Source organism: Saccharopolyspora tripterygii, assembly GCF_054778355.1.
Map to the genome: position 1 here is coordinate 199190 of NZ_BAAGZP010000016.1, position 26207 is coordinate 225396.

The following is a 26207-nucleotide window of genomic DNA, read 5'->3' on the forward strand; positions in this document are numbered from 1 at the left end:
CCGTGTTGCTGTTCCGGTCACAATAGGGCACCCCGCATTCCAGACCGCTGATCAAGCATTCAACGAACGTCCTCGCACACCGCGGATGACGTCCGACTCGCCACACCACCCGAACAGCACGCCCACTGAATACCCACAACCAGTCCGGCAGGGCGTCAAGACGCTGCCCGCAACACGCCGACAAACGCCGCCCGTCGACTCCCCGCACACGGTCACCCAAACTCGCACACGGGCACAGCGCCGCCTGCTACAGTTTTGGTGTGATTTCACCAAACACGGGAAATCGCACGCACTTGCGGGATCGAGTCCCCCCTCGGACACGCACACTATTCACCCGGTTCGCCGGGTGAATTTTTATTTCGGCAGCTCTCTCACCCGGCTCGTACCGAACCTGCAGGTCAACGGACTCGTAGAGGCTGGCCAGCCGCTCGGGTTTGGCGCTCGACAGCGCCGCACCGACGTCGCCGAGAGAATCGACCATCGCGTAGACCTCGGCCTCGGAGGTCGCTCCGCCGCTCGTCGGTGTGTTCTCCAGTTCGGCACGAGCTGCCGCGCGTTCCGCCTGGGCCGTGTTGATCACATCGGTCAGTGCGGCGGGGTCGACTCCGGCACCGATCGCGTCCTGGAACCGGCGCAGCCGAGCCTCGGCGTCAGCCAATCGCGTCTTGGCCGCTTCGTGCGACACCGACGAGTCCCCGGGCGACTCCTGTGACTCGACCAGCGCCGCCACGGTCTGATCGATCTGATCCGGTGCGAACAGGCCACCCAGCCACCCGTTGATCGAGTCCCTAAGTAGGTCCTCCCGCAGGTACACCGCAGGCGGGTGCTCGGCCAGCACCGGCGATCCTGGGGCGAGCGTTCGAGCCGGGCACCGGTAGTACATGCCGTGCGCCCGCGGGCTGCCTTCCATCTTCCGACCGCACACCGCGCATCGGACCCGACCTCGGAACAGATACGTCCGCTTCGTGGCTCGCCCACTGCGCTCCAGCTTGCGAGCGGCCCGCAACTTCCCCGCGCCTTTCGAACGCCGCAGCAGCTGGGCTTGGGTGAAGCCCTCCACGCTCACGATCTGCGGGTGCGCAGGCTTCCGGGAGCGCACGACGGACTCGCTGCCTGCTCGGCGGAAGCGGATCACGTACCCGGCGGCCACATCGTCCGAATCGATGAGCTGCTCCTGCCTGGTCCAGCGCCCGAAGAAGGCGTAGCCGGTGTAGCGAGGGTTCTCGAGGATCGCCCTGACCGTGCTGCCCTGCCACCCGTCAGCCAGCCGGTGCCGGTTCTGCTCCGGCCGCCGAGCCGACGGGCACGGGATCTCGTCGCGGTTCAGCCCGTTGGCGATCGCGCGGTCTCCCCTGCCGCCGAGGTACTCGGCAAAGATCCGGCGCACGACATCGACCACCTCATCATCGATGGCGAGCACCTTCAGCCGGTATCCGTCGGCGGCGCGCGATGGGTTCGGGTGTGGGCCGGCGTCCACGACCTTGTAGCCGTACGGCGCCCGACCGCCCTGGTGGCGGCCTTCATTAAGCACCTGAGCGTCCATGGCCGCCCGCACCCGGGCCTGCACGTGCTGGCGCTCCGACTCACTCATGCCGCCGAGCACGTTCATCAACATCTTGTGCGACGGGTTGCGCTCGTCGAACTTCCCGCCCAGCTCCGGCACCCACAGCTCGACTCCGTGGGCGGCGAACTTCGGGGCGATCAGGGAGAACTGGTTGCCGAACCAGCACCGAGTTCCTTCACCCACCACGACCGCATTCCACCCGCGGTTCGGGTCCTTCAGCGCCGCAAGCAACCTCTGGGCCTCTCGACGACGCTCCCACGGCACCGACCGCGACTGCCCGATGTCGAAGTACTCGGCCGCGATCGTGCCGCCCAACGGCTCGACGAACTTGCTGGCGTTCCCGAGCTGCCACCCCAGTGACGTCTCCGGATCCTGGTTGTCCTCGGTCGAGCAGCGTCCGTAGAACGCCACCGGACCGATCCCCTCCTCAACTGGCTCGACCGCGTCTACACCGAGCAGCTCATCTAGCGTCGACCAGGGGTCTCCGCTGATTTCAACAGTCATGTGATCCCTTCGCTCGGAGGCCCATCCGGAGCCTCGACCTCGGTCAGCTCGATCAGTATTGCTAGCAGTATGCGGCTCGTTTCCGGTGTTAGTACAGGCATATCGTCTGGAACCCGTACCGTGATGGCATCCGGATCTCGATCGTCGGCCGTCATTGCTGATCAGCCTCCGACTCACCTGTTGAGCTGATTTCATCAGAGATGCGGTCGACGGCGGCTCGGATGTCGGCGGTGAAGTAGCCGCGCACTCGTCGGAGCTCACCGGTTTCGTCCGGGAACCGGTGTCTGGTCGGTCGGCACTCAAGCTGGCCCATCTGCTTGGCGAAGGTGCCGGGTTCGACTTCCAGCGCTTCGGTCAGTTCGGCGCTCGGCACGAACTCGCGCTGGTCGAGCTCGTCTCCGAGGTAGTCGACGACAGAGGCGAGCGGCTCAGGTAGTTCGACGAGCGTGCGGTCGGATCCGCCAGGTCCGCTGCCTAGCGCCTTGACGACGGCCGCCCGGTCGATCGCGCGCGGTCTGTCATCGCCGGCCGCATGGCCGCTCAGGGTGCCGGCAGCCTCTCGCAGTGTTCGGCCGCGTTCGCAGATCGATCGCCACTCGGCGTTGTCCATGTAGAAGGTCCGGACCGTCACCGCGACCGTGTCGCCGCCGGATTCGGCTTCACCGTCGGGGCGGAGGATGCCGACTCCCTTGTGGCTGGGCAGCAGCGTCGAGGCGTCGAAGCCTCGGGTGTTCATCTGCTCGCCGAGGACGATGTTGGAGTCTCGCCAGTCCATCACCCGCAGCGCGAAGCGAGAACCCAGCACGGCGCGAAGCCGAGAGGGGATGGTGTTGGAGTCTGGTCGCTGCGTGGCCAGGATGACCACGATGCCGACTGCCGGTCCCTTCCGGGCGAGGTAGGTCAGCAGGTCGGCGATGTAGGCGCCGAGGGTGGTCTTCTTGCCTCCGATCTCCTCCTTGGTCGGGTTCTCCAGGTAGACCTGGACCTCGTCGATGATCACGGCGGTGATGGGCATGCCCAGTTCGCGGTCCCGCGAGATGGCGGGGGTGATCTTCGATTCCGGGCAGATCTCGTCGTCCAGCCCGGACATCCGCGAGAACCGCGCCTGTACCTCGGCGACCAGCTCGACCAGGTGGTCGCGGACGGCTTCGGCTTGTTCTTGCTCGTCGCCGCAGACGTAGCGGTGTGCGACGGCTTCGGCTGCCTGCCAGTCCTTTCCGCCTTTGCCGTCGAAGACGTACATCTGCGTGAACGGGTCGAGGATCAGGCCTGCGGCGGGCAGTCGGCTGGCGCAGGTCTTGCCCTGCCGAGGGATCGATCCGACGATCAGCGACGTCCACACCAGCTGGAGATCGATCCGCCGACTACGCGCGTCCCTCCCGAACGGAATGGCCCGCCAGGCGTCCCAGTACTCCATGTCCAACAGCGGGAACCGCAGCGCAGGACCGGAGTACGGATCCTCGTCAGCCACCCACAGGAACACCCGGCCGGCGTGACCACCTCTCCCCCGGACTCGCTCGACGATCAGCTGCAGCTCGTCCACCGCCAGAGCCGAAGCGAGAGCGTCGCGGCGCTTGAGAACGTCGGCAGCTTTGCGCGTCGCGGGTAGGTCAACGGTCACGGCCCAACCGGAGCCATCGTGGGCTGCGCGCTCGACGAGGCGGAGCGACTCGTCCTTCCCGATGAGCTTCGCGTCTCGGAACGCGTCGACGAGGATCTGCGGATCCATGGTCCAGGTCAGCGTCCGCGGTCCGGCGAGCACGGGCTTGCGCCCAGGCGCCCCGTCCTTTCTCCGTCCGTACACGGCCAGAGCGACCGCGGCGAGTCCGGCGGCAGCCCACATCGCGTGTCCGCCGTATACCGCGTACCCGACCGCGAGCACGGCGCCGACGGCCAACGTGACTGCACCGGTCACCTTCCAGCGGAACAGGGTGAGTTCACGGATCTCCACGAACTTGTCAGCTAGCTTCTCGGACTGCTCGGCCGCCTCACGGTAGTCGTGAACGCGGACCCACTGCCGCCAACCACGGACCGCAGCCACCAGCCCCCGCCCGACCGACCGGACGAACCGCCAAGGCGATCGGATCAGGAACGCCAACCCGTCCACGACCGCGTGCTTCGCGGCCTGGCGCGACTTCAGCGCCGCAGGTACGCGCGGTGAACGCAGCCACCAGTTCATGAACCGTTGCTTTCGGGTGAGATGCGGTTCCGACTCCGGGACGTCGTCGATGAGCTCGGCGTCAAAGATCTGGCGCTCTACCTCTCCCGACGCCGCCGGAGCAGGCGTCATGTTCTCGTTCATCGCTGCTCCACCTCCGCGGTCAGCGCAGCCGCGAGCCTGGACGACAGTCCGCGCGAACAACCGGTAACCTCGCGGATCCAAGCTGGCGTGACCGCGGTGTCCGGACTCCACGCCTCCCGGGCCCGACCGAGGTACTCGTCGAACGAGATGCGCCGCTTGGAGTCCTGTGAACGAGGGACAACCGGTCCCGGCACCGGCTCGCCATCGGCGTTCACGGACGCCGCGCGGACAGCCGCGGTTAGCTTGTCCCGGAGATCGGTCACCGCCTCGGCAGCGACGAAGACGACCAGCGGCGGCACGGAATGCAGGACCACCATGTCCGCGCTGCGGGCCGCGTAGGCACCCCAGGTGTTCATGACATACGTGGCCGCGAGCGTGAACCACTTAGCACCACGAACCCAGCCGACGGTGCGAATCCCATACCGGGCGGTGACCTGCTCGGCCCGCAGGATCGCCAGCAGCACCAGCGACACCATCGGATCGAGCAGCCACGCGGCCAACCACGGCAGCGACCAAGCCGCAGCACCGTTGGCGGCGAAGCTCTGGACGTTGGTCATGGTGAACGCCAGGCCGAGCAGGATTCCGCTCCAGCACAATCGGTCGACCTGCCTGCGCACCTGTTCAACAGCTTCGGCGTCGGGGCGGGTGAGCGGCCGGTGCCGCTCACCCGCTGTCTGCGGCGCGCTCATCGACGCCGCCCCTTCTTCTGCTGCGGCATGTCGACGGCGGTCACGGTCAGCGCTCTTGTCAACGTGTACGACGCGAACAGAGCCGGGACTCCGAGCACCGCGAGCAGCAGTCCTTCGTTTCCCGGATGCTTGATCACGATCCACTGCACGCCGACGATCGCCGCAGCCGTGACCACCACGCGCCCGGTCAGGGACATGAACCGGACGCTCGTTCGAGCGGCTTCGCTGGCTCGCCGGGTGGCCTTCGCGCTCGCCCGCCACACCATGACCAGGGCGAACAAGCCGCCGAGCACAGCAAGGACTTCCACAGGGGTCAGTTGGAGCATCATCGCGCAACACCCCTCTCGGCACGCTCGCCGCGGCGAAGCCAGTGCGGGTGCAGCTCCCGACGGTCGTCCGCCGACAGCCCACCCCAGACACCGACGGTGTCGGCACCGCCGGAGCGGAGCTCCAGTTCGAGGCATTCGTCTGCGACTGGGCAGCCCTGACACATCGCAGCAGCGAGCTCGCGGTCGGTCAGCTGCTGGTCCAGCCAGGCGGGTTCGTCGGCTGGGAACTCCGCCATGCAGAGCCCGTGGCCGCGAACGCAGCCAGTGAGCAGCGCCGTCGGTGCCCAGCGCAGACGGTCGAGCCGCCACGCGATTCCGATCAGCCAGAGGTCGTTGTAGGAGGTCATCACTTCCGACCTCCGTCCTGCGCCACCGCGGCACCGGACAGGAGGCGGGTCAGCTCGCTCGCGGGGATGACGAGTCGACCGTTCCTGGGTTCGGCCCGCAGTTCCCCGACGCGGATGGCACGAGAGATGGCGGACGACGGGAGGTTGAGGATCCAGGCGGCCCGGCGGACCGAGTGGAAGTCGCGGCGCCCGTTTTTCGGCATGGAAGTACCCATTGAAGAAAGCCCTTCGAAAGATTGAGAAGCTGATTTCAACATTTAATAGTTGATTTCAGCTCTCGATAAGTATGAGAAATCCGGGCCGCGCCATTTCAGGCGCGGTCATGTCACGAAATGCGTCACGGAACGGCTAACCTCTGCGCGAAGGCGGAGCGCGGAGGAATAGGTGTCGGAAGACTGGGCGGCGGTCGCCAAGGCCATCAACGAGCGCGTGAACGAGCTCGGCTGGCGACAGCGAGAGCTCGCGGAGCGCTCGAACGTCTCGCAGGCGATCGTCCGCGAGATCCAGCACCACGTGGTGGAGCGCAGACGCAGCGCCCGCACTCTGGAGTCGCTGTCCATCGCGCTCGGCTGGCACCCCCAACACCTGCTTTTCCTGCTGCAGGGCCGAAAGCCACCCGAAGCCGACGAACCGATCACGGACAGCGCCGACACGGTCTGGTCCCGCTTGGACTCGCTCGAGCAGCGCATGGAAGAGATCACCGAGCGGCTCGACGACCTCAAGGGCGACCTCGCGACGGTCATCGAGCACGTCCGCAAGAACCGTTAGCGCCGGGTGGTTCCGCTTGCTGATTGCTTCGTTTTCCATGCCTCCAATTCCAGGCCGAATCCGCCGGGAAATCGATGCACGAAAACCCCTCAGCCAGTGCTCAACCGATGCTCAACCAGTGCACAAACCCACCGCGAAGGGCCGAACGCGATGAATGTGGTGTCCAGCTGGACGGGGCGAACTGCCTGCGCGCTGCAAGCGGCGATGCGAATGAGCAACGACGAGTTCGCCGCCCATCTAGGAATCGGTTTGCGCACGGTTGCCGGCTGGCACGAGAAGCCGAACCGCCGCCCGCAGTCGGAGATGCAGCGCACCCTCGACACGGCCCTGGCCCAGGAAGACGACGCGATCAAGGCCCGGTTCGCGGAGCTGGTGAAGGACACCGCCGATGCCCCGGCGGAGCCGGCGGTCGACGAAGCCGCAGCGGCCGATGCCGAGAAGCGGCTGAGCGCTGACCCCGACATCGGCGCGGCACTGGATTGGCTGGACGAACACGCGGGATGGATGCCTGGGACCGCGCGCAAGGAAGTTGCGTGGCGGCTCGCGCGCCTCAATGTGAGCGAGCTGGAGGCCAGGGCAAGCCGTCGAGGGCGCGTTGACCAGCGCAGCGTCGCCGACGTGCTCGGCAAGTACTACGGCACGAAGGCCGGCGAGCATGGCCGGTATGCGGCCCGCTACGACGATTCCCACGCTGAGACGAGCGTTCTGACCTGCTCTGATTGGCTCGATCTTGCGTGCCCGTTGTTCGCGAGGCACGACCGACTCAAGGTCACCAGCTCGGCGCGCCACGTGTTCGCCGAGCTGGACTCCGGCGCGGCGGGCCGCGCGGCGCAGCGATTGGCGGAAACCCTGGCCATGGGCACACGGCTGGTCGACAAGCCGCTCTACCGCCTGCTCGACATCTCCCCCTCGCCGGATGCGATCAACGGCCTGGTGGGCACGTCGCGGTTCGTCGAGTACGCGGTCACCATGGACCTGCTCGAGGGAGAGCTGGTCGACGCGATCTCATCCGACGCCACGACGGCACACGGGTCCCTACCGCTGCGCGACCAGTACCTGCCCGACATCGCCTCCGTGACCGACGTGGCCAACCGGCTCTGCGCCGGTGGCCCGCTCGCCCTGTTCGCGATCGCCCGGCCTGCCAGTCCGTTCCGCGGCGAGGCCGACTACGTGCTCCTGGTGCAAGAGCGCTCGGGCAACGTGCTCAATGCAGCACGCCGGCTCGCGGTCATCCCCAAGGGCTTCCACCAGCCGATGACCGATCTGCGCGTCGACGCTCAGGTCGGCGCGACCCTACGGCGGGAGGTCGAGGAAGAGCTCTTCGGCCGAGACGAGATCGACAACACCACCAACGAACAGCGCTCCGCAGACCCGATGCACCCGAGCCGGGTGTCGGAGCCGATGCGATGGCTCATGGAGGATCCGAGCCGACTCCGCATGGAGTGCACCGGGTTCGGCCTGAACCTCCTGAGCGGCAACTTCGAGTTCGCCAGCCTGATCGTCATCGACGACGAGGAGTTCTGGGAGCGATACGGCGGCCGGGTCGAAGCCAACTGGGAAGCGGCCGGCCTGCACCAGTACTCAAGCCGCGATAGCGACCTGATTTCCGAGCTCATCGCTGATGTAGCGTGGAGCAACGAAGGGCTCTTCGCCCTGCTGCAAGGACTTCGACGGCTCGCCCAGATCGGCGGCGACCGGGTGAGTCTGCCGTCGATCGAATGGGAGGTTCGGTAGTGAGCCGCAACTGGCACCACGGAAACGCTGCAGAAGACGGCAGCGAAACCCGCGGCTGGCTGCTCGGCCACTTCATCGACCCCACCGAAGGCGGAGTCCGCTCCACCAAGGACCTCGAAGTCAAATGGGGCGTCCACCCCGCCGGCGACAAACGCCCCGAATGGACCACCGACGACCAGCGCACCACCATGCTCCTCCTGGTCGAAGGCCACTTCCGCCTGCACCTCACCGAAGGCACGGTCGAACTCGCGAAGCAGGGCGACTACGCGGTCTGGGGCCCCGGCATCGACCACTCCTGGGAAGCCCTCACTGACGCCGTAGTCGTCACCGTGCGATGGCCATCTGCATCGAACTAGCGCGTGACATTGTGCGTACCGCCCAGGGCCCATAATCTGACGGATACAGGTTCCGTCTCTGCGGTCGTCTGACACCGGTTGCCAGCACGGCTCATGATCAGCATGGATCGCGTCCGCAAATGCCCATCGTGGTGGGTCATCTGCGGACGTTTTTCGTCGTTTCGTACACATAAGGTGCACGGCAGGTGGGCCGATCAAGCACTGCGAGGAGCGACGGCTTTCGCCGGAACCAGCTGAGTGACGACCAGCCCAGACTTACCGGTGCAGTTCGACAGCTCGAAGGTCGCGAGCGCCCACCAGTCGCCGACGCAGGTCTGATGCCAAGCCAGCAGGACGCCGGGCACGGTCGTGACGATGTCGATACCGCCCGCTCGCACTCGCTGCGGAGTGTCGCCGTAGCCAACACCCCACTGCGGCGGCAGGACCTGAACCAGGCGGATCCAGATCGGTTGCGGGACGTCCGGTCGCCGCCGCGTGCCTTGCCACTCTCCCCCGCTTTCTTTCCCCACCTGGTGCCCTGCCCGACGCGAAGTTTGGTCGGGTCGGCCAGAGAGGTGCAGCGACCGACCCGTGACGGACCTTCTGGATCTTCCCCATCCTCGAGCCCGACAACCAGGGCCAAGAACGTATGTGCGACAGATCGCCAGTCGTGGTTGCACCCGAGTACACCCGCCGTCAGGTGGACAGACTCCCGCGCCTGCCCTGTGGCCGACGATCAGAAGTTGAAGCGGAACGACTACCAGCGGATTCGCTACCTGCGGCTTCGAGCTCGAAACGGTGTCTGACCTGCCAAGACGTTGTTCTTAACTTCTCGACGTTTGCCGCTCGTTTTTGGCCTACTGACGAACGACTGACGAATGGCGAGCCCGCCGGGCTAGTGCCTGCCCCGGCTTGGCGGAGCTGTCTCAGCGTGACGGCAATGCCAGCCCGGCGACTGCCCCGCACACGACGGGTAACCGCGCTTGGTGATGAAGTGCACCACGGGGTTCTCCAACCAGCGACAACGCCCCCAAGAAGCACCTTGACCAGGAAAAACAGCTGTGGTCGTTTGTCGTTGCATTTCGACGGCCGCCAACCCGACTTGTACCGGATATGTACCTGGTGGACCCACGACGAGGTGACCTGATCAAGCGCCGCGAGGAGTGACGGCTTTCGCTGGGACTAGCTGAGTGACGACCAGCCCGGACTTGCCGGTGCGGTTCGTCACCTCGAAGGTCGCGAGCGCCCACCAGTCGCCGACGCACGTCTGATGCCAAGCCAGCAGGACGCCTGGCACGGTGGTGGCGATATCGATCCCGCCCGCTCGCACGCGCAGCGGAGTATCGCCGTAGCCGACTCCCCGCTGCGGTGGCAGCGTCTGCACAAGGCAGACCCAGATCGGTTGCGGGGTGTCCGGCCGCCTCCGCGTGCCCTGCCACTCTCCCCCGCCTTCATCCCCCACCTTGTGCCCTGCCCGACGCGAAGTTTGGTCGGGTCGGCCAGAAAGATGCAGCGACCGACCCGCGCCGGGCCTTCTGGATCTTCCCCATCCTCCAGCCCGACACCCAGATCATAGAACACGTGTGCTAAATATCGCCACTAGCGGTCGCTGCCGCGCGCAGATAGTCCCGCCCCGCCGCAAGGACGACCTGCTGTGCTTACTGTGAAGCTCTACACCGTCAATTCTTGACCGCCCGGACAGGAGATAGACCACACGGGAACGAGGACAGAGGGTTCCGCTGCACAGGAGGCAGCCTGATTTTCCGAATGAGGTCTCATCATGGGAGCTTTTCTCGCATTTCTCGCTGACAAATCGATCCCATTGGTCAGCATTATTATGACGGGCCTAGTTGCCATCTTTGCCCCGAAGATCGCAGGCGGCCAGACGAGGGAAACTGCGAAACAGACTCATGATCTACAGGAGCGGGCAGCGCGCGAGAGACGCCGGGAAGAGCGCAGGGCGGAGACCTATGCAGACGTCGCTAAGCTAATGCAAGATCACGGCAAATTTCTAACTGATCAGCATCGAGGGAAAATCCCTTTTGAAGAGACCCCTGATCACCTTCACAGCACAGCCCTTGACGCTCGCATTGCCCTCTTCGGCAGCGAAGAAGTCAGAAGTCACGTAGAAGATTGGGTTCGGAAGTTTAGCCGCGCGAGCAGAATGAGCCGTGAAGCGAAGGACGCCATGGCCGAAGGTGGCGACCGAGTGACTCACCTTCTACAGCTTAGAGATGAAGCGTGGAAATCGTCGCGGGATCTCGCCAAAGAGATCATCGATCTGATGCGACGCGAGGTGGGAACCAGCGAAGAGGCTGGTCGCCCCCTGAAAGGAGTTGAGCCGCGCAAGAACGAGGGGGCTAACAAATAGATCCTGCGTACTGCTCCACCTGCAAGGGAGGGCCTCTGTCCTCACCCCGTCGACCTGGCGAAGCCCTCATCAGCTCGTGTCAAGGGGGCAACCGGCGATGTCAGCGGGAGATGCCGGCATGAAGCTTGCCCCCTTGACGCGGGCTGATAGCCCTTGTGGAGGTCGATGGGGTGAGGACAGAGCAGCCACGACCGAACCGCAGCCGATGCGCCTGTCACCTCACCCTGTTGGCCTGCCCGTCCGGCGAGGACATCTCTTTGCGCCTGAGCGTGGACCGTTCTGGCGGTGCGGGGCCGCCTGCCTTCCCGTGTGGCCGGGGCGCGGGCGCCGGGACCGGCCGCCAGGCCGCATGCCCGGGGTCCCGCTGCCCCGGCCAGGGAAACAGCAGGTAGGCGGCCCCGCAGGGGCCGCCCTTGATGAAGTAGAGAAACTCTGAACACACGCACAGTGCATCAAGTGTGCTCCGTCGGGTGATGTGCGACAGGTGTCCGTCAGCTGATGTGCGACACCGGCCATGATCGGCTTCCTCGTTCGGGACGTTTCCGTGGGACGTCCCTGGTTCAGGGAGGCCGGGATTGGCACTGGTCGTCTTGTCTGTCGTGGAGCAGCGTCTGGATGCGGTTCGGGCCGTGTTGGCGGGCGCGGAGGTCACCGAGATCGCGAGCCAGCTCGGGGTGCATCGGTCAACAGTGCATCGATGGATCGCGCGGTATTTGTCGGGTCAGCTTGCGGGCTTGGCGGATCGCTCGCATCGCCCTGTCTCGTGTCCGCATCAGGTCGACGAGACTGTGGAAGTCGTGGTCACCGAGATGCGTCGCGAACATCCGCGGTGGGAGTCGCGGCGGATCCGTCTCGAACTGCTGCGACACGGCGGGCCCTGGCAACGTGGTGATCTCGCGGTGCCGTCGGAGCGCACGATCGATCGGATTCTGATCCGGCAGGGCTTGGCGCGGGCCCGACCGCTGAAACGGCCTCGGGATTCGTTCCTGCGGTTCGAGAGGCCGGGGCCGATGCAGTTGTGGGGCATCGACATCGTCGGTGGCATCGAGCTCGTCGACCCGCTGTCGGGGATGGTGCGGGAAGCGAAGATCGTCACCGGGGTCGATGATCATTCCCGGTTCTGCGTGCTGGCCGCCGTGGTGGAGCGCGCGACCTCGCGAGCGGTTTGTGTCGCCTTCGGCGAAGCTCTTGCTCGCTATGGGGTGCCCGAAGAGGTGATCACCGATAACGGCAAGCAGTTCACCGGTCGGTTCGGGCGTGGGCCGCAGCGGGGCGAAGTGCTCTTCGACACGATCTGCCGCCGCAACGGCATCACGCATCGACTGACCCAACCCGCCTCGCCGAACCAGAATGGCAAGGTCGAACGCTTCCACGGAACCTTCCGCCCCGAGATCAGCGAGCAGGGCCCGTTTTCGTCGCTGTTGGCTGCGCAAGCCGCCGTGGACACGTGGGTGGCCGAATACAACACCGAACGCCCCCACCAGGCGCTGGACGAGCACCAGCCGGTGGTGCCAGCCGACCGATTCCAACCTGCCGTTCCGGCCACTGCTGACCTTGAGTTGTGGGTGCCGCCTTCGCTTGTGCCCAAGCCAGCCCCAGAGCCGGAGTCGCTCGTCGAGCCCTCAGTGCTGGAGCGTCAGCCCGGGGATGCGATCGAGCTGGACCGGGTGGTGCCGCCCTCGGGCAACCTGTGGGTCGGCGGTCGGCAGTTCTGGCTCGGCCCTGCCCGTTCAGGGCAAATTGTGCGGTTCTGGCTCGATTGCGAGTGGGTCCACCTGTCGGTCGGCGGGCAGCGGGTGAAGTCGCTTCGGTCCCGGTTCGCCACCAGCGACCTCGACACCCTCGCCTCGCAGGGCGCGATCCCCGCCGGGCCCGAACCGGTCGCATCCCGAGGCGGGCCGGGCAGCCGGGCAGTCCGTCGGATCGTCGAGGTCGAACGCACCGTCGCCAAGGCCGGCACCGTCTCTCTCGGGGCCCACCTCGTGCTGGCTGCGGAGATTCTGGCTGGACGCCGAATCGGGATCTACATCGAAGAAGGCGCCCCACTGTTGTTTTTCGACCCCGACACCCGCGAACTCCTGCGCACCCGCCCCAACCCGCTCACCCACGACGACGCGATCCGCCTGCAACGGTCCCGCCCGCCAGGCCCGGTTCCGCGTCCCTCCACCGAACCGGTCACCGTGCAACGCCGCGTCAGCGCCGTCGGCACGATCACCGTCTGCGGCCAGACCATCGCCCTCGGCCGCACCCACAAACACCACACCGTGACCGCCCACGTCGCCGACACCACCATCGCGATCGACCTGCCCGACGGCGAAACCACCACCGTCCGCCGCACCACAGATCAACCCGTCCGTAGTCTCAAGGGCCAACGGCCACGGACCGCTACACCCTCAATTTCCTAGGCCGAGTGACGCACATCAGGTGGCAGACCGACGTCGCAGATCAACTGACGGATCACACGCAGCGCATCAATGTCGTTGTGCCTGGTAGAACCGCCTCCGACTCACGTCGGTGGATACCGGCGTGAGTCGCCATGCTCGACGGCGGGATTTCGGTCAGTCTCGGGGCGTGGCGGTCGAGGATGACGACTCGGGGCAGGACGGGCGGGTGCTCGCCCTGTCCGACGGCGTTTTCGCGATCGCGGCCACCCTGCTCGCCCTCGACATCCGCGTTCCGGAAGGGCTCAACACCCGCAGCCTGCACGATGCACTGCGCGGACTCGCACCCGACCTGGCCGGATATGCGATCGCGTTCCTCGTCATCGGCGTGCTGTGGCTGGGACACCGCGCGCTGTTCACCGACATCCGGCGCATCGTCCCCTCGGTCGCAGCGGTGAACATGGTGCTGCTGGGCTTCGTCGCACTGCTGCCGTTCCCCTCATCGCTGCTGGCCAACTACGGCGACGAACCGGTCGCCGTGATCAGCTACGCCACCAACGTCGCCGCGATCGCAGCGCTGCAGCTGGTCATCGTCACCATCGCCCGTCACACCAGGAACTTCCGCGCCGGGACGCAGGCACTGTCGGCCTACGCACCCTCGGCGGTGACGATCATCGGCTTCGTCGCGTCCATGCCCGTAGCACTGGTGTCTCCCACGTGGGCGCCGGCTTGCTGGCTCCTGCTGATCCCCGCCCACGCGACCATCGGCCGCATCGAGAGCCACAGGGTCGGAAATCACCGGGAGTCCTAGCCGACACCCCGCCCGCCTGCGAAATATCGCGTTGGACCTCAATCTCCAGGGCTGACCTGAATGAACGGTAGTTTCGCTCGCACCTCGCTGGTTTCACCCATACGGAGGATCCCTTGCAAGAACGCGAAGATGCCCTCATTGCTCCAGGACTCGTCTGTGATCAGGTCGCCGACGAGTTGGTGGTCAAGGCTGGAGTACAAGCGGAGCCCCGACGCTTCCCAATTCGCCTCAATTTCTCCGCCGTAGCGGGTCCAGAACTCATCGTCCTCGATGACCAGGAGACACGCGAACTCGTAGTTGCCACTCACGAGGTTCAGGCCGAATCCGGTGCACTCCATGCGTACCCGGGACGGGTCCGCCATGAGCCAGCGCATCGGCTCAGACATGCGTCCTGGATGCAGTGGTGCCGCTGCGCAAATGCCATCCACGGTGTTGTCGACGTCGATCCGGCCGAAGAGCTCCTCTTCCACCTCCCGCAGGAGCGTCGAGGTCAGCTGGGCATCCGCGTACAGGTCCGTCATTGGCTGATGGAAGCCCTTCGGGATCACCGCGAGCCTCTCCGCAGCGTTGAGCACGTGGCTTGACCGCTGTTGAACCACGATTGCGAAGTCACGCTCCCCGCGATAGGGGTCTGGCGGGCGTGCGATAGCGCAGAGCGCGAGCACTCCCCCTGCGCACAGCCGCCCGGAGAGGTTGATGGCGGAGTCGAGGTTCGGCAGGTAGTGGTCCCGCAGCGGGAGTTGGTCTGGCGTGCCGGCGGCAAGAGCATCGATCAGCTCGTTCTCGAGAAGATCCATTGAGACCGCGTACTCGATAAACGGCACTGTCGCGACCTCGGCTGAGATCGCACCTGGCCGGGCCTCCAGGTGCAGCAGCCGGTAGAGGGGCATGTTGGCCATCCGAATCCCCTGTGCCGTGGCTTCGGCGAGCCGGTCAATCGCTCGGTCTGACGTGACAACATGTTGAGCGACCGATGTGTCGGTGCGGAGTGCGACTTTGTCATTCCCTCTGCCGAGCTGACATCCAAGGTCGAGCCATCGGTCGCATGTCAGAACACTCGTGCGGATCTCGGAGTCGCCGCAGGTGGCGCTGTAGAAGTCGTGCCCGGTCTCCGCGGCCCCGTAGTAGTCAGCTACTGCTCTGGCGATCTCGCTTCGGCCGACCTTGCGGCGCCGCGCGGGTCTGTCGAGCACTTCATCGGCGGTCAAAGAGGCCAGGCGGGACGTCACCTTCCTTCGCGTCGTTTCAGAGCTCCACCCGCTTCGGGCATCAAGCCACGCGAATGACTGCGCCATGTCCACCCGCGCATCAGGGGTTTGAACTGCCGGTGACCCTTCCCGCGGAGCACCCGTCGGCCCTGCTCCAATGTCGAGGAAGGGTTGCCATGACGTGTAAGCGTCCTCGTGCGCGGTATCAGACTCTGGCGCAGCCAACAGAACATCGATTCCCACACCGAAGATGGCTTCGAGCAACCTCACCGTCGCCGGCCGAGGTCGTCCGACTGGCTTTCCGCTCGCCGTCTGTCCGGCGACGAGGCGCTGCAGGTGGCGGACACTCAACGTTCCTGGCTCATCGTGCTCGCGCGCGAACGCCTCGGCCCACTCCGTGAACTCTTGCAGCGTCTGCCGCCGCTCCCAGATCTTCTGCTCGAGAACAGTACGCGCCGTCTGCATTGCAACCCCTTCCCCACAGCCGCTCCCGTTATGTCGCGGGCCCGTCACCTTCGCGTCGTTCCGCTGACCGAGAGCTGATGTCAGCATGATTTCAGTCTGACATGGACCGCTCACAAACGGTCACGAAATCCCTCCGGCGGCGTTGCGCAACCACTCCCCGACCGCCGCCGGATGCCGGTCGCGGCCAGGCACACCTCCATGCCTGGCCGCGGCCACCCCTCGAACGGAGATCACGAGTGAACGCATCAGCAGAACAAGCCGTCTGGTTCCAATACCGCCCCGGCGTAGTGGTCGAGTCCCTTCGCGTTGCCCACTGCGCCGCACCAACCGGCACCAACACCGAGGTTCAGTCCTGGTGCCGGCTGAAGTTCGATCCTGCAAACCTCGAGCTGGCCGCAGGGCCCGGGGAGCCTGCGACTTCCGAGAGGGCACCAGCTTGCGCACCGTGTGCCGCGTGCCTTCTGCGGCTCACCTCGGCGACGAATACCGGCACCGAAACGCCTGAGCGCAGTGCGGAAGCGTCCGACGACAGCAAACTCGCGGTCGTACTCCGGAAAGCCCAGTGGTTGCTCGACGACGCCGCGCACTACCTCCCACAGGGGAACTACGCCCAGCGGGAACGTCACGCGCTCGCCGCCACGCTCGACCAACTCGCCGGGCTGATCCGCGAGCAAACTCCCGAACGCAAGAGCGCGGCCGAGCAGTCACGAACTCAATCCCAACTGTGATCACCAAGACGAGCCGTGGCCAGTGCGAATACAGAACCGCTTGGACGGGCGATCTCGCCCCGGACCTGCCGACACAACGCCTGCCCCGCATCGACACCCCACACCGTGAGGAGGACTGGCCAACACCGAGGCCACCTCTCAGCCTTCTACGCGCCGTGCTGGAGGGGCTAAAGCGGCTCTAGCCATGCAAACGGCACTACCGACGGAGTACCACCATGCAGCCTGCCACCTGCCAAGGATGCGGGGAGCCGCTGCCACCTCCTTCCCCAATCGGGCGCCCCGCTCGCTACCACGGACCGGCCTGTCGGCAGCGAGCACGCCGGGCACGGCTTCGGGCCCAGACCATCGACCACGACTGGGCAGCGCTCGACGAGGTCGACACCGCAGTTGCCGACGTACGCCGACGGATGGCCACTGGCAGTGACCCGCGGCCTGCCGTCGCACGCTTGCTAACCGCCGCGCTCGGAATCGCCTCCGTCCACGGCGTACTCCTGGTTACTGAGCCACCCCGCAACTATGAGCGTTGACCGACCAGTCCATCTGTTGCCTCAGCACGCAAGCCTGGCGCGGGGACCGTGCACACTGTGCGGTCCCCGCCTGGTCCCGCCCGGGCGTTCAGGGACTGCGCAGCGGTTGTGCCCCCGCAAGTCGCACGTGTGGATCGTGCGCACCGTGCGATCCTCTCTGGGCCCCCGCGGCTCGACTTGACCAATGTGGATTCATTCACTACTGAAATTTGGCCCTCCTGCTCCTTCCGTGGGTCCAGATTGAGTGCGCGGAGCGCTCGATTTGTTGTCGTGCTTGCGATGCGCGTTGCGGAGGGCAGGCCTTTGGCCTGCCCGTAAGCTGCCCTCTTTGAGTGCCGCAGAGGCTCCGGGGTCAAGGGCGGCCGTGAGGCCGTCGCGGTAGCGATGCGAAGCACCCTTGACGTTGGAGGGGCGGCACTCGTAGGCAGCGCAGCGCGAGCACGACACCCCCTTCCGCCCGAAATGGGCGGAATGTCAACCCACGGATGTGACAGAAGAGCCCAAAAGCTTCAGATCAACGAGTTCGAATGGTCCTGGAATGCGCTCAGGACACCGAAAACCAGCAGGACCGCCTCCCCGTGGGAGGCCGGGTCATCCGACGACATCCGCGTCCGCGGCACGCAGCACGATCCGGCCCGGCACGCCACCTTCCACCAAGCGATCCAGCGAGGTTTGGACGGATTCGGCGTTGAGAGCCGCTTCCAGGATCGGAATGTGCGGCAGCGCATCGCGCTTGGCCAGCTCCACCAGGGAGCGAAGGTCGGCCGGCGTTCCCACGAAACTGCCGCGGACGGTGACCATCTTGAGAGCCATCAGCGCTGTCGGCACGGTCAGCTCACCACCGAACAGCCCGACCTGGATCAGCTGGCCGCTCTTCTGGAGGGCGTCGAAAGCCGCTGTGGCAGTGGCTCCGTTGTTGACGAAGTCGATGGCGGCGGCCACAGGCCCGTTGCACGCCTTGATGATCTCTTTGCTCATGGCGTCTCCGCCCGCGAGCACCGTCGTCGACGCACCGAGTTCGGAGGCGACGTCCAGGTTGGCTTGCGAAAGGTCAACGGCACAGATGGTCTCGTGTCCAAGCGCTTTCAAGGTCGCGATGGCGGTGAGACCGACGCCGCCCGCCCCCAGCACGACGACCGGTTCTTCCGGAGGCAGCGGAAGAACCTTGTTCACCGCGCTGAACGCTGTCAAACCGGAGCACGCCAGCGTGGCCGCCCAGCTGAGGTCGAGTCCCTCGACATCGACCAGGTACTTCTCGTCGGGCACGAGGACGTACTCGGCATAACCGCCATGCCTGGCGACGCCGAGGTTCTTTCCCGCCGGGCAGTGGTTGTCCCGCCCTTCGCGGCACTGCCGGCACTCACCGCATCCGATCCACGGGTACACGAGGCGAACGTCGCCGGGGCGGTGCGCGGTCACGTTCTCCCCCACCTGCTCCACCGTTGCAACGACCTCGTGCCCCATCACCAGCGGGTACGTGAGACCACGATCGGCGAGCCGCAGGCTCCCACGGCTACCGAGGTCGTACGAACCCTGGCGCAGGTGCGTGTCGGTGTGGCAGACGCCAGAACGCACGACCTTGAGCAGCACTTCCTCGCCGGTCGGGACGGGAGTCGGCAACTCCACCTCTTCGACGGCGCCATCGGCCTCGGTGATCGCGAACGTGTGCATGTTTCCTACCTCGCTTGTGCCGCGTTGTCCGTGACGTGCTCGCCACGCCATGAGTTGCCCTCACGAGGCGGAGAATTTCTCCACCCGCTGTGCTGGGGGAACCTTTGGTACCACCGCGCCCACAGCCGGGCGGTGTTTCACTTCGGCACACTTCCGCGCGTGAGCTGTGCCGCACGCTTGCTGTGATCGCCGCTCACCTGTGCCGTTGGCGATGTCGCGGAACGGAAAAGCCGACAGGCCGAGGATTCGCCTGACAGAGCGAAAATTGTTCTGGCGAACGGAAATGAGGACGCTTGATGACCAGCTACCGCACTACCAATCCTGCGACCGGAGAACTCGTCAAGGAGTTCCCGCTCGTCTCCGACGGGGAGGTGGAACACGCCCTTGCCAGCGCTCACGCCGCTTATCGCCAGTGGCGAGGAGTTTCGCTGGAGCAACGCGCCGAACTGCTGCACCGAGTGGCGCAGCTGCACCGCGAACGCGCGGACGAACTCGCCGAAATCCTGACCCTGGAGATGGGAAAACCGATCACTCAGGCGAAGGGCGAGGTCTCGCTGGTGGCCTCCATCTACGAGTACTACGCCGAACACGGTGCCAGGTTCATGGCTGATGAGAAGCTGGACGTCGCCGGTGGCGGTGAGGCGATCGTCCGCACCGAGCCGATTGGGGCGCTCGTCGGAATCATGCCTTGGAACTTCCCGTACTACCAGGTCGCGCGTTTCGCCGCACCGAACATCATGCTCGGCAACACCATCCTGCTCAAGCACGCGCGGAACTGCCCGCAGTCGGCACTGGCGATCGAATCACTCATAGCAGAGGCCGGAGCTCCGGACGGGGTCTACACCAACCTGTTCGCCGACAGCGCGCAGATCGCGGAGATCATCGCAGACCCGCGGGTGCAAGGCGTGTCGTTGACCGGATCCGAACAAGCAGGCTCCGCCGTCGGCGAAGTGGCCGGCCGGCACATGAAGAAGTACGTGCTGGAACTCGGCGGTTCTGACCCGTTCATCGTGCTCGACGCCGAGAACCTGGACGCGACCGTGGCCGGAGCGGTGAACAACCGGCTGTTCAACGGCGGCCAGGCGTGCACAGCTTCCAAGCGCTTCATCGTGCTCGAGGACGTCTACGACGCGTTCCTCGACAAGTTCGTCCGGGCGATGCGCGACGTCCAGCCCGGAAACCCGACGGATCCCGCCACGCGATTCGGCCCCTTGTCTTCGCAGAGCGTCGTGGACGACCTCACCGAGCAGGTGGAGGACGCGCTCGCGCTGGGCGCCACCTCGCACACCGGTGGTCACCGCGCCGAAGGGCCGGGGGCCTACTACGAGCCCGCCGTGCTCACAGGCGTGACTCCGCAGATGCGCGCCTACTCCGAGGAACTGTTCGGCCCGGTCGCCGTGGTCCATAAGGTCGCCTCAGCGGAGGAAGCCATCGCGCTGGCGAACGAGTCGCCATACGGTCTGGCGGCCTCCATCTACACCGCCGACCTCGCGCAGGCCCGCTCTCTGGCCCGAGATCTGGAGACCGGCATGGTCTGGATCAACGGCACGAGCAAAAGCTCCCCGGACCTGCCCTTCGGTGGTGTGAAGCGGTCCGGAGTGGGCCGCGAGCTCGCGAAATTCGGCATCAACGAGTTCGCGAACAAGAAGCTCGTGCGAATCCCACGCTGAACCGCGCCCGGGCCCGTGCCCGGTCATGACCGGGCACGGGCGTCGTCGCCCTCCATGCGATGCAGCATCTTGCGGTAAGACCGACCGGCGCGTGCCAGAGTGGCCGCCAGCCTAGGTCTAATTCCTCGACGTCGACCAGGTGCTTCTCGTGGGGCGCGCGGATGTAAACATTCAGGTGGTTTGACTTGGGCATGCTGAAGCCCGACGCCGGTGGAGCGGGTGTGGTGATGAGAAACCTGCCGGGTGTTTAGGTCGGGGTGGGCAGGGTTGGTCGCCAGGGGTTGCCGGTGATGGCCCGGTGTAGTGCGGTCATGACGTTGACGCCCTGTTTGCGGGCGGTGTCGATGTAGGTGTGGATGTTCAGCCGGTCTTGGGTGACGGTTTCGCTGGTCAGCCGCCCGGAGATCTTCTGCTGTGTCTTGGTGGGCCGCAGGTCGCGCTCGCTGATGTTGTTCGTGGGCCAGATCCGCGTGTCGGTGCTGAAGCGCAGAACGTCGGCCTGCCGGTCGCGGCAGAATTCCAGCAGCTCCCGCCCGGGACGCTGAGCGGTGGAGTTGCGGGGGCCCGGCACCCGCGGCACCCGGGAAATCCCGACCTTGACCGCGTGATCGAACTCGGTGATCAGCGGACCGGACAGCTGCGCATCGATCTCGGCCACACCCGTCCGCCTGGCCTCATGCCAGGCTTTGATCAAGCTGCGCAGAGCACGCTGGGCCTGGTGCGGCCAGTGCTCATCCGGGTAGGCCTCCGCGGCGTCGGCGAAGTCCCGCAGCAGGTGAGCAACACAAGCCTGATGCCCTGCCAGGTGCTGCCAGCGTGAGTGAAAGTAGTTGCTGTAGCGGTCATGCACCGCGATCCCAGCGAAGTGGGGCAGGATCGCGGCGTCGGCGAACGAGTCCAGATCACGTCCGCCCATGTGATAGGCGGTGGCGGTCTCGGTGGAAGCCGACAGTACATATTTGCGGGTGGACCCGGCGGGTCCGACACGCAGGGTGGTCTCGTCGAACCCGGCCACGTGCGCCATCGTGATCAGCGACCGGATGGTGTTGACGACCTCGTCGGTCGCGCGGGCGCATCGGGTCAGCATGCCGTGCACGAACCCGCCCGACGGGCCCTTCCCGCCGGTGAGATCGGCGATCAGCTGGACACAGCGTTGCACCGGAATGTGTTGGTAGACCAGCAGATACACCACCAGTGACCGCAGATTCGGTCCATAACTCAAGGGCGTGTCCGGTACTTCACCGGGCAGGGCACCGAGGTGTTCGGTGCCGCAGGCGCATCGCACTCGATGCACGTCGTGCTGCCACACCGTGAGACGCACTTCGGGCAGGTCGTGGACCTGGTGGGAGCGTTCGACACCCAGGTCCTCGGCCACAGCCAAATCCGCACCACACCCGCATTGCCCACTCGGGCGATACGGCACGGTCTCATCCGGCACCGCCCACGACATCGCACTGCCCGCAGCGCCTTGTTGCTTGCCGCGTTTCCGGCCGGCCCGCTTGGCCGGTTTCGCCGCGGGCGAGGTCCGGCCGGGCAGATCATCGGTAGAGGGAGGGATCGAGCTGTTCGCGCTGTTACGGCTCACCCGCCGTTCCAGCTGCTTGACCCGCTGTTCCAGCGTGGCGTTGGACTCCAGGAGCCGTTCGACAAGCGCGATCAGCTCCTCACGCGAGAGCTCTTCCAACCCAGCCACGAGTCAAGCTGACCACACACATGCGTCCAAGATCAACTCCAGCCACCTGAATGTTTACTCCCCTACGTCGGTTACCCGAAGTCCCTGAACGCACTCACCCTCGTCAAGAAGGTGCTCGCCGAACGTGACGACGTGCAGTAGGCCACCCGGACAGCCCAAGACTTCTTCCACGTCGCAAAGGAGCACGTCATGCACCTGGTGATCGGCCTGGGGCCGATTGGCGGAAACATCGGTATCCACCTCGCCGAACAGGGCCGCGAGGTCTACGGCTACGACCTCGACACCGCACGCGTCACCGACTGGGCACAGGAATCGGGCTCGCCGTTCGCCGGCTCCGAGCTGGCCGCGGTCCCCTGGGACGAGATCACGTCGGTCAACATCGCCGTCCGCCTGGCAAACCAGGTCGAAGCAGTACTCGACACCTTGCAGGACACCACGGCCAGGTCGCTGAGCGTCTTCATCAACACGACGCTGACCCCGTCCGATGCCAAGAAGATCGCCACACGGGGCGACGAAGGATGGCGCATCTTCGAGTCTCCGGTCTCGGGAGGACCGGCAGGCGCTCGCCACGGCACGATGAGCATCTTCTTGGCCGGACCTGCCCCGACCGACGACGAGGAGAGGCTGCTCGCCGCTCAGGCGGGACATGTCTTCCGCCTGCCCGAGTACGGCCAGCCCGCGATGGTGAAGCTGCTCAACAACACGCTCGCCACCTACAACCTCACCGCCACCGCACAGGTGCTGAACCTGGCCGACTCGCACGGTGTCCCGGCGGAAAAGCTGGCCGAGGTTCTCGCGGTCTCCACGGGCCAGAGCTGGATGAGCGACAACATCGAAGACGTCGCGTACGACCTGCTGCTCAAAGGGGTCGAGCTGTTGCGAACCGAGATTCCGGGCATCCCCGTGACGGACCTGGCCGGCAATGTTGAGGGGCACATCCTCGCCGCTCGTGAGGCCCTGGGCGTTGAGACGAAGTCGTGATCAAGGCGACGAGGATCTGCGCATCAACGCGTTCGCGAAATAGAGGCTCATCGGATCCAGGCTGAACGCCGTCCCACGCCGTCGCGGTGACCGGGTGGGACGGTGTGGCACTCATCGAGGCGATGCGATCGCATTTCGCCGAGGTCGGGCGCAGTGCCTGGGCCTCGGTTTCCCGCATGCCTCAGCGCCGCCTGCTGTTCATTGAGTGGTGAAACCGCCGTCGACGACCAGCTCCGCTCCGGTGACGTAGGAGGATTCGTCCGAGGCGAGGAAAAGGGCGCATGCGGCGACCTCCTCGGGCTTTCCCGCACGCCCCATCGGCGTCGCTTGGAGGAGCCCGTCGAGGGCGTCCTGCGGGAGCTCTTCGTCGATCATGGGCGTGGCGATCACTCCGGGATGCACGGAGTTGACCCGGATAGACTCCGTGGCGTACTGAACCGCCGCCGTCTTGGTAAGGATGCGCACCGCTCCCTTGGTGGCTTGGTAGGCGGCCGCTCCACCGCTGCCGATCAATCCGAAGATGGACGAGATGTTCACGATGGAGCCGCCTCCGGCACGGCGCAAGGCTGGCACTGCCGCCTTCATGCCGAGCCACGTTCCGGTCTGGTTCACCGCCACGATCTGGTTCCAGGTGTCGAGGTCGGTGTCCTCCACACCGGCCATGGTCAGGATGCCCGCGTTGTTCACCACGACGTTGAGCCGCCCGTACTGCGTCTCAGCCTTCTGCACCGCCGTGGACCACGCCTCTGGGGATGTCACGTCCAGGACGCACTCCGCCACCTGGTGGCCCTTGCCGCGGAGTTCCTCTCCGAGTTCCTCGAGCGCGCTCTCCTGCACGTCGCTGATCACCAGACGCGCGCCGTTCTCGGCGAAGAGGCGTGCCTCAGCAGCACCTTGTCCCCGTGCGGCACCCGTGATCAGGACGACCTTCTCTGACAACCGATTCGACATGAATTGCAGTCCTTCCAATTTTCTGACTATTTCAAATGACGGCACGACGCAAGGCCCTGCGTGAAAGCGCCCGTCAAGGTCATGAGCGGAGGCGGCACACGGATCTGCCCCGCGACAGTGCTCAACGCACGCCGAGGGCCGATTTGTGCGTGTGCGAGACGAGTGACCGAAGCGCGGAAATCGAAAAGCAGTTCTGTTCGCGAAAGGAGTCGACTAGGAAATCGTGCTGTTCTCGGTGGTCAATCGAGGCGGTAGAACCGCATCTTGCGGTAAAGGGTCGTTCGGCCAATCCCCAGCGCGGACGCCGCTTGGGAGCGGTTTCCTCCCGATTGGCGCAGAGCAGTGCTGATGGACTCGCGTTCGGCGGCCTCCATCATGGTCAGCTGGCGATGCGGAGCGGTTTGCTGCATGCGCGTCGGCAGATCACCGGCAGCCACGGTCGTGCCGGGCATCCGGTGGGCGAGGAATTCGACGGTCTTGCGGAGTTCAGCGATGTTGCCGGGCCACGACCAGGACATCAGAAGCTGCAGGGCTTCGGAGGAGAACGTGGGTCTCCGCTCGGCGTCCGGGATCGCGGCGAGCATGCGGGCGACGAGTGAGGGCAGTTGCTCGGGCATCTCCGCGAGTGCTGGAAGCCGCACTGTCGTGGCCAGTTGGTCGACGAGGGTGCGGGTGGGCTCCGGCGCGTTCTGGGTGTCGATGGTGAGGATGAGCGGAGCCGAGCTGGTGCCGTGCTCCTCCTGGGAACGCTCGGCGATCGCCTTGATCCGGTTCAACTCGCTCGGGGCGCTGTCCTGCAGATGGCGCAGCACCACACCACGTCCCGTGGTGAGCGCCTCCATTGCCGAGGTGAACCAGCTGTGCCCGTTGTCGCGCCGGCAGGTCGACAGGTCGAGCACGAGCGGCGGTGTCCCCGGAAAGTGCGTGGCGAAGATTGCGGTGGCCACGTGGAGCTTGCCGGCGCCGGGCTCGCCGTCGAGGGCGAGACATTCCCGGTGCCGGATCGCAGTGGAGAGCTGTTCCTCGATGTCCGGCCGCGGGTGTACCGACTCAGGCGGGGAGCCTACCCCGGCACGCGAGTTCCTACTTGCTGTGCGCTGAGGTGCAGCTGTGTCGTGAGGCTGCACGGGCAACAGGCGGACGCAGTACGCCGAGCGCTCCCCCTCCGTACCGTCGACGTGTTCGACGACCGCGTCGTGCCATCCGGACGGGAGCGGCACTCGGATTTGCTGTGGCTCCCGCCGCACGGCCGAGTCCCGCAGATGGGTCCACAGCAGTGCGTGTGTCTCGGAGCTCACGTGGCGCAATCCGAGGGTGTTGGCGAAGACGGTGCGTTCGTTGAAAACGATGACCGGGTGCTTCTCCGACTTGTTCGCGAGGAGGTAGGACTGGATGAGCGCACGTTCCTCGGCTCCGAGCAGAGTGGTCAGGTTGCTCTCGATCTGGCGGCCGACATCGGTCGCGATGGCTGAGATCAGCGGACTGGTGTCATCGGCTCTGCAGGCCAACGCGAACGTGCCCAGGATGCGCTGGCTGAAGGGTTCGAAGATCGGTGTTCCCGCGCAGGTCAGAGTCTCCAGCGCGTCGTTGTAGTGCTCGCTGCCTCGCACGAGGAGCGGTCGGCGCTCCGCGATCACGGTGCCGAGGCCGTTGGTGCCGATCGAGCGTTCGGAGAAGTCGAAGCCCTCAGCGGCCGACGCGTTGTCGAGCTGGTTGCGCTGACGGTGCTCCGCCGCCTTGCGCATGACGATGTGCCCCTTGTCGTCGCTGAGGAACAGCGCCACTCGCGCGTCGGCGAGGTGCTCGCTGAGCCGCTCCAGCACCGGCCTCGCGGCGTCCACCAGGATCGACTGCCGCTCCGCGGCATCCCAGGAGCCGTTGAACCGCGGCTGTGCTGGCACTCCCTCGCCGATGCAGCGCCGCCAGCTCCGTTCAATGATGTCCCGCACTCCTGGTTGCGACACCGGCGAGGTAAGCAACCCGTTGGTGAGCAGGGCTTCCTTGGCCCTCCGCACCGCGTCCTCATCGAAAGGCAGCGGCACCGGTCGGCCGGTTTCATTGATGCCGTTCATGACGCTCGGTCACCCCTCGGCCTTGCTGGCAACGCAAAATTGCTGTGCTTTGGGTCACAGATTACCTGCTGCCGGGAGAGCCCCGCCCCAAGGCGCACCGGGCCCC

At 65.8% G+C, this 26207-nt stretch carries 21 protein-coding genes; 9 read left to right on the plus strand and 12 right to left on the minus strand.

The window, feature by feature from the left end:
• Positions 1–247: 247 nt before the first annotated feature.
• From ACYVF3_RS13625 to ACYVF3_RS13650, 6 genes are all read right to left on the minus strand, one after another.
• Positions 248–2068: a recombinase family protein gene (locus tag ACYVF3_RS13625; RefSeq protein WP_461154602.1), complete on the minus strand. Its 1821-nt coding sequence runs from the start codon at positions 2066–2068 to the stop codon at positions 248–250.
• A gap of 151 nt (positions 2069–2219) precedes the next feature.
• Positions 2220–4370: a cell division protein FtsK gene (locus ACYVF3_RS13630; RefSeq protein ID WP_461154603.1), complete on the minus strand. Its 2151-nt coding sequence runs from the start codon at positions 4368–4370 to the stop codon at positions 2220–2222.
• Positions 4367–5059 (minus strand): hypothetical protein, encoded by a 693-nt coding sequence (locus ACYVF3_RS13635; RefSeq protein ID WP_461154604.1) that lies wholly within the window; start codon positions 5057–5059, stop codon positions 4367–4369. Before ACYVF3_RS13635 ends, ACYVF3_RS13630 begins: the two co-directional genes overlap by 4 nt.
• Positions 5056–5388, minus strand: coding sequence for a hypothetical protein (locus ACYVF3_RS13640; protein WP_132684210.1), 333 nt, complete (start codon positions 5386–5388; stop codon positions 5056–5058). Before ACYVF3_RS13640 ends, ACYVF3_RS13635 begins: the two co-directional genes overlap by 4 nt.
• Complete coding sequence (locus ACYVF3_RS13645; RefSeq protein ID WP_461154605.1) at positions 5385–5735, minus strand: WhiB family transcriptional regulator; 351 nt, start codon at positions 5733–5735, stop codon at positions 5385–5387. Before ACYVF3_RS13645 ends, ACYVF3_RS13640 begins: the two co-directional genes overlap by 4 nt.
• On the minus strand, positions 5735–5938 hold the full coding sequence (locus ACYVF3_RS13650; RefSeq protein ID WP_461154606.1) for a helix-turn-helix domain-containing protein: 204 nt from the start codon (positions 5936–5938) through the stop codon (positions 5735–5737). Before ACYVF3_RS13650 ends, ACYVF3_RS13645 begins: the two co-directional genes overlap by 1 nt.
• Before the next feature lie 181 nt (positions 5939–6119).
• Between ACYVF3_RS13650 and ACYVF3_RS13655 the strand changes: the two genes are divergently transcribed.
• The 3 genes from ACYVF3_RS13655 to ACYVF3_RS13665 all read left to right on the plus strand — a co-directional run bounded on the left by ACYVF3_RS13655 (position 6120) and on the right by ACYVF3_RS13665 (position 8593).
• Entirely contained in the window at positions 6120–6503 is a 384-nt protein-coding gene (locus ACYVF3_RS13655; protein WP_461154607.1) for a helix-turn-helix domain-containing protein, read from the plus strand.
• Positions 6504–6713: 210 nt separating this feature from the next.
• Entirely contained in the window at positions 6714–8237 is a 1524-nt protein-coding gene (locus tag ACYVF3_RS13660) for a transcriptional regulator (RefSeq protein ID WP_461154608.1), read from the plus strand.
• Complete coding sequence (locus ACYVF3_RS13665; RefSeq protein WP_461154609.1) at positions 8222–8593, plus strand: signal peptidase I; 372 nt, start codon at positions 8222–8224, stop codon at positions 8591–8593. The genes ACYVF3_RS13660 and ACYVF3_RS13665 overlap by 16 nt, the downstream gene beginning before the upstream one ends.
• Before the next feature lie 194 nt (positions 8594–8787).
• On the opposite strand, the gene ACYVF3_RS13670 is transcribed toward ACYVF3_RS13665, so the two are convergent.
• The gene (locus tag ACYVF3_RS13670; protein WP_461154610.1) at positions 8788–9102 is read right to left on the minus strand and encodes a hypothetical protein; all 315 of its coding nucleotides are present in this window, start codon (positions 9100–9102) and stop codon (positions 8788–8790) included.
• 1250 nt (positions 9103–10352) lie between these two features.
• Between ACYVF3_RS13670 and ACYVF3_RS13675 the strand changes: the two genes are divergently transcribed.
• The 3 genes from ACYVF3_RS13675 to ACYVF3_RS13685 all read left to right on the plus strand — a co-directional run bounded on the left by ACYVF3_RS13675 (position 10353) and on the right by ACYVF3_RS13685 (position 14135).
• A complete protein-coding gene (locus ACYVF3_RS13675; RefSeq protein WP_461154611.1) occupies positions 10353–10943 on the plus strand; it encodes a hypothetical protein in 591 nt (196 codons plus the stop codon).
• 575 nt (positions 10944–11518) lie between these two features.
• A complete protein-coding gene (locus ACYVF3_RS13680; RefSeq protein WP_461154612.1) occupies positions 11519–13348 on the plus strand; it encodes an IS481 family transposase in 1830 nt (609 codons plus the stop codon).
• Between the two features lie 166 nt (positions 13349–13514).
• Positions 13515–14135 (plus strand): TMEM175 family protein, encoded by a 621-nt coding sequence (locus tag ACYVF3_RS13685; protein ID WP_461154613.1) that lies wholly within the window; start codon positions 13515–13517, stop codon positions 14133–14135.
• Between the two features lie 38 nt (positions 14136–14173).
• Here ACYVF3_RS13685 and ACYVF3_RS13690 read toward each other — a convergent pair whose 3' ends face one another.
• Positions 14174–15808, minus strand: a complete 1635-nt coding sequence (locus ACYVF3_RS13690) for a transcriptional regulator (protein WP_461154614.1) — start codon at positions 15806–15808, stop codon at positions 14174–14176.
• A gap of 236 nt (positions 15809–16044) precedes the next feature.
• Here ACYVF3_RS13690 and ACYVF3_RS13695 point away from each other — a divergent pair, with 236 nt between their 5' ends.
• The gene (locus tag ACYVF3_RS13695; RefSeq protein ID WP_461154615.1) at positions 16045–16536 is read left to right on the plus strand and encodes a hypothetical protein; all 492 of its coding nucleotides are present in this window, start codon (positions 16045–16047) and stop codon (positions 16534–16536) included.
• A 1118-nt stretch (positions 16537–17654) separates the two neighbouring features.
• Here ACYVF3_RS13695 and ACYVF3_RS13700 read toward each other — a convergent pair.
• Entirely contained in the window at positions 17655–18653 is a 999-nt protein-coding gene (locus ACYVF3_RS13700; RefSeq protein WP_461154616.1) for an alcohol dehydrogenase, read from the minus strand.
• A gap of 377 nt (positions 18654–19030) precedes the next feature.
• Between ACYVF3_RS13700 and ACYVF3_RS13705 the strand changes: the two genes are divergently transcribed.
• On the plus strand, positions 19031–20404 hold the full coding sequence (locus ACYVF3_RS13705) for an NAD-dependent succinate-semialdehyde dehydrogenase (RefSeq protein WP_461154617.1): 1374 nt from the start codon (positions 19031–19033) through the stop codon (positions 20402–20404).
• Between the two features lie 247 nt (positions 20405–20651).
• On the opposite strand, the gene tnpC is transcribed toward ACYVF3_RS13705, so the two are convergent.
• On the minus strand, positions 20652–22097 hold the full coding sequence (gene tnpC, locus ACYVF3_RS13710; protein ID WP_461154618.1) for an IS66 family transposase: 1446 nt from the start codon (positions 22095–22097) through the stop codon (positions 20652–20654).
• Between the two features lie 189 nt (positions 22098–22286).
• Here tnpC and ACYVF3_RS13715 point away from each other — a divergent pair, with 189 nt between their 5' ends.
• The gene (locus ACYVF3_RS13715; RefSeq protein WP_461154619.1) at positions 22287–23078 is read left to right on the plus strand and encodes an NAD(P)-dependent oxidoreductase; all 792 of its coding nucleotides are present in this window, start codon (positions 22287–22289) and stop codon (positions 23076–23078) included.
• Positions 23079–23276: 198 nt separating this feature from the next.
• Here the strand turns inward: ACYVF3_RS13715 and ACYVF3_RS13720 are convergent, their stop codons facing one another.
• Together ACYVF3_RS13720 and ACYVF3_RS13725 are read right to left on the minus strand one after the other, a co-directional pair.
• Positions 23277–24074 carry an SDR family NAD(P)-dependent oxidoreductase gene (locus tag ACYVF3_RS13720; RefSeq protein ID WP_461154620.1) on the minus strand — a complete coding sequence of 266 codons (798 nt, stop codon included), beginning with the start codon at positions 24072–24074 and terminating at the stop codon, positions 23277–23279.
• Between the two features lie 194 nt (positions 24075–24268).
• Positions 24269–26101: a sigma-54-dependent Fis family transcriptional regulator gene (locus tag ACYVF3_RS13725; RefSeq protein WP_461154621.1), complete on the minus strand. Its 1833-nt coding sequence runs from the start codon at positions 26099–26101 to the stop codon at positions 24269–24271.
• Positions 26102–26207: the final 106 nt, after the last annotated feature.

Coding starts and splice junctions, on each gene's coding strand:
- ACYVF3_RS13625 (WP_461154602.1), bottom strand. CDS start 2,068: ATGACTGTTGAAATCAGCGGAGACCCCTGGTCGACGCTAGATGAGCTG.
- ACYVF3_RS13630 (WP_461154603.1), bottom strand. CDS start 4,370: ATGAACGAGAACATGACGCCTGCTCCGGCGGCGTCGGGAGAGGTAGAG.
- ACYVF3_RS13635 (WP_461154604.1), bottom strand. CDS start 5,059: ATGAGCGCGCCGCAGACAGCGGGTGAGCGGCACCGGCCGCTCACCCGC.
- ACYVF3_RS13640 (WP_132684210.1), bottom strand. CDS start 5,388: ATGATGCTCCAACTGACCCCTGTGGAAGTCCTTGCTGTGCTCGGCGGC.
- ACYVF3_RS13645 (WP_461154605.1), bottom strand. CDS start 5,735: ATGACCTCCTACAACGACCTCTGGCTGATCGGAATCGCGTGGCGGCTC.
- ACYVF3_RS13650 (WP_461154606.1), bottom strand. CDS start 5,938: ATGCCGAAAAACGGGCGCCGCGACTTCCACTCGGTCCGCCGGGCCGCC.
- ACYVF3_RS13660 (WP_461154608.1), top strand. CDS start 6,714: ATGAGCAACGACGAGTTCGCCGCCCATCTAGGAATCGGTTTGCGCACG.
- ACYVF3_RS13665 (WP_461154609.1), top strand. CDS start 8,222: ATGGGAGGTTCGGTAGTGAGCCGCAACTGGCACCACGGAAACGCTGCA.
- ACYVF3_RS13675 (WP_461154611.1), top strand. CDS start 10,353: ATGGGAGCTTTTCTCGCATTTCTCGCTGACAAATCGATCCCATTGGTC.
- ACYVF3_RS13690 (WP_461154614.1), bottom strand. CDS start 15,808: ATGCAGACGGCGCGTACTGTTCTCGAGCAGAAGATCTGGGAGCGGCGG.
- ACYVF3_RS13705 (WP_461154617.1), top strand. CDS start 19,031: ATGACCAGCTACCGCACTACCAATCCTGCGACCGGAGAACTCGTCAAG.
- ACYVF3_RS13715 (WP_461154619.1), top strand. CDS start 22,287: ATGCACCTGGTGATCGGCCTGGGGCCGATTGGCGGAAACATCGGTATC.
- ACYVF3_RS13725 (WP_461154621.1), bottom strand. CDS start 26,101: ATGAACGGCATCAATGAAACCGGCCGACCGGTGCCGCTGCCTTTCGAT.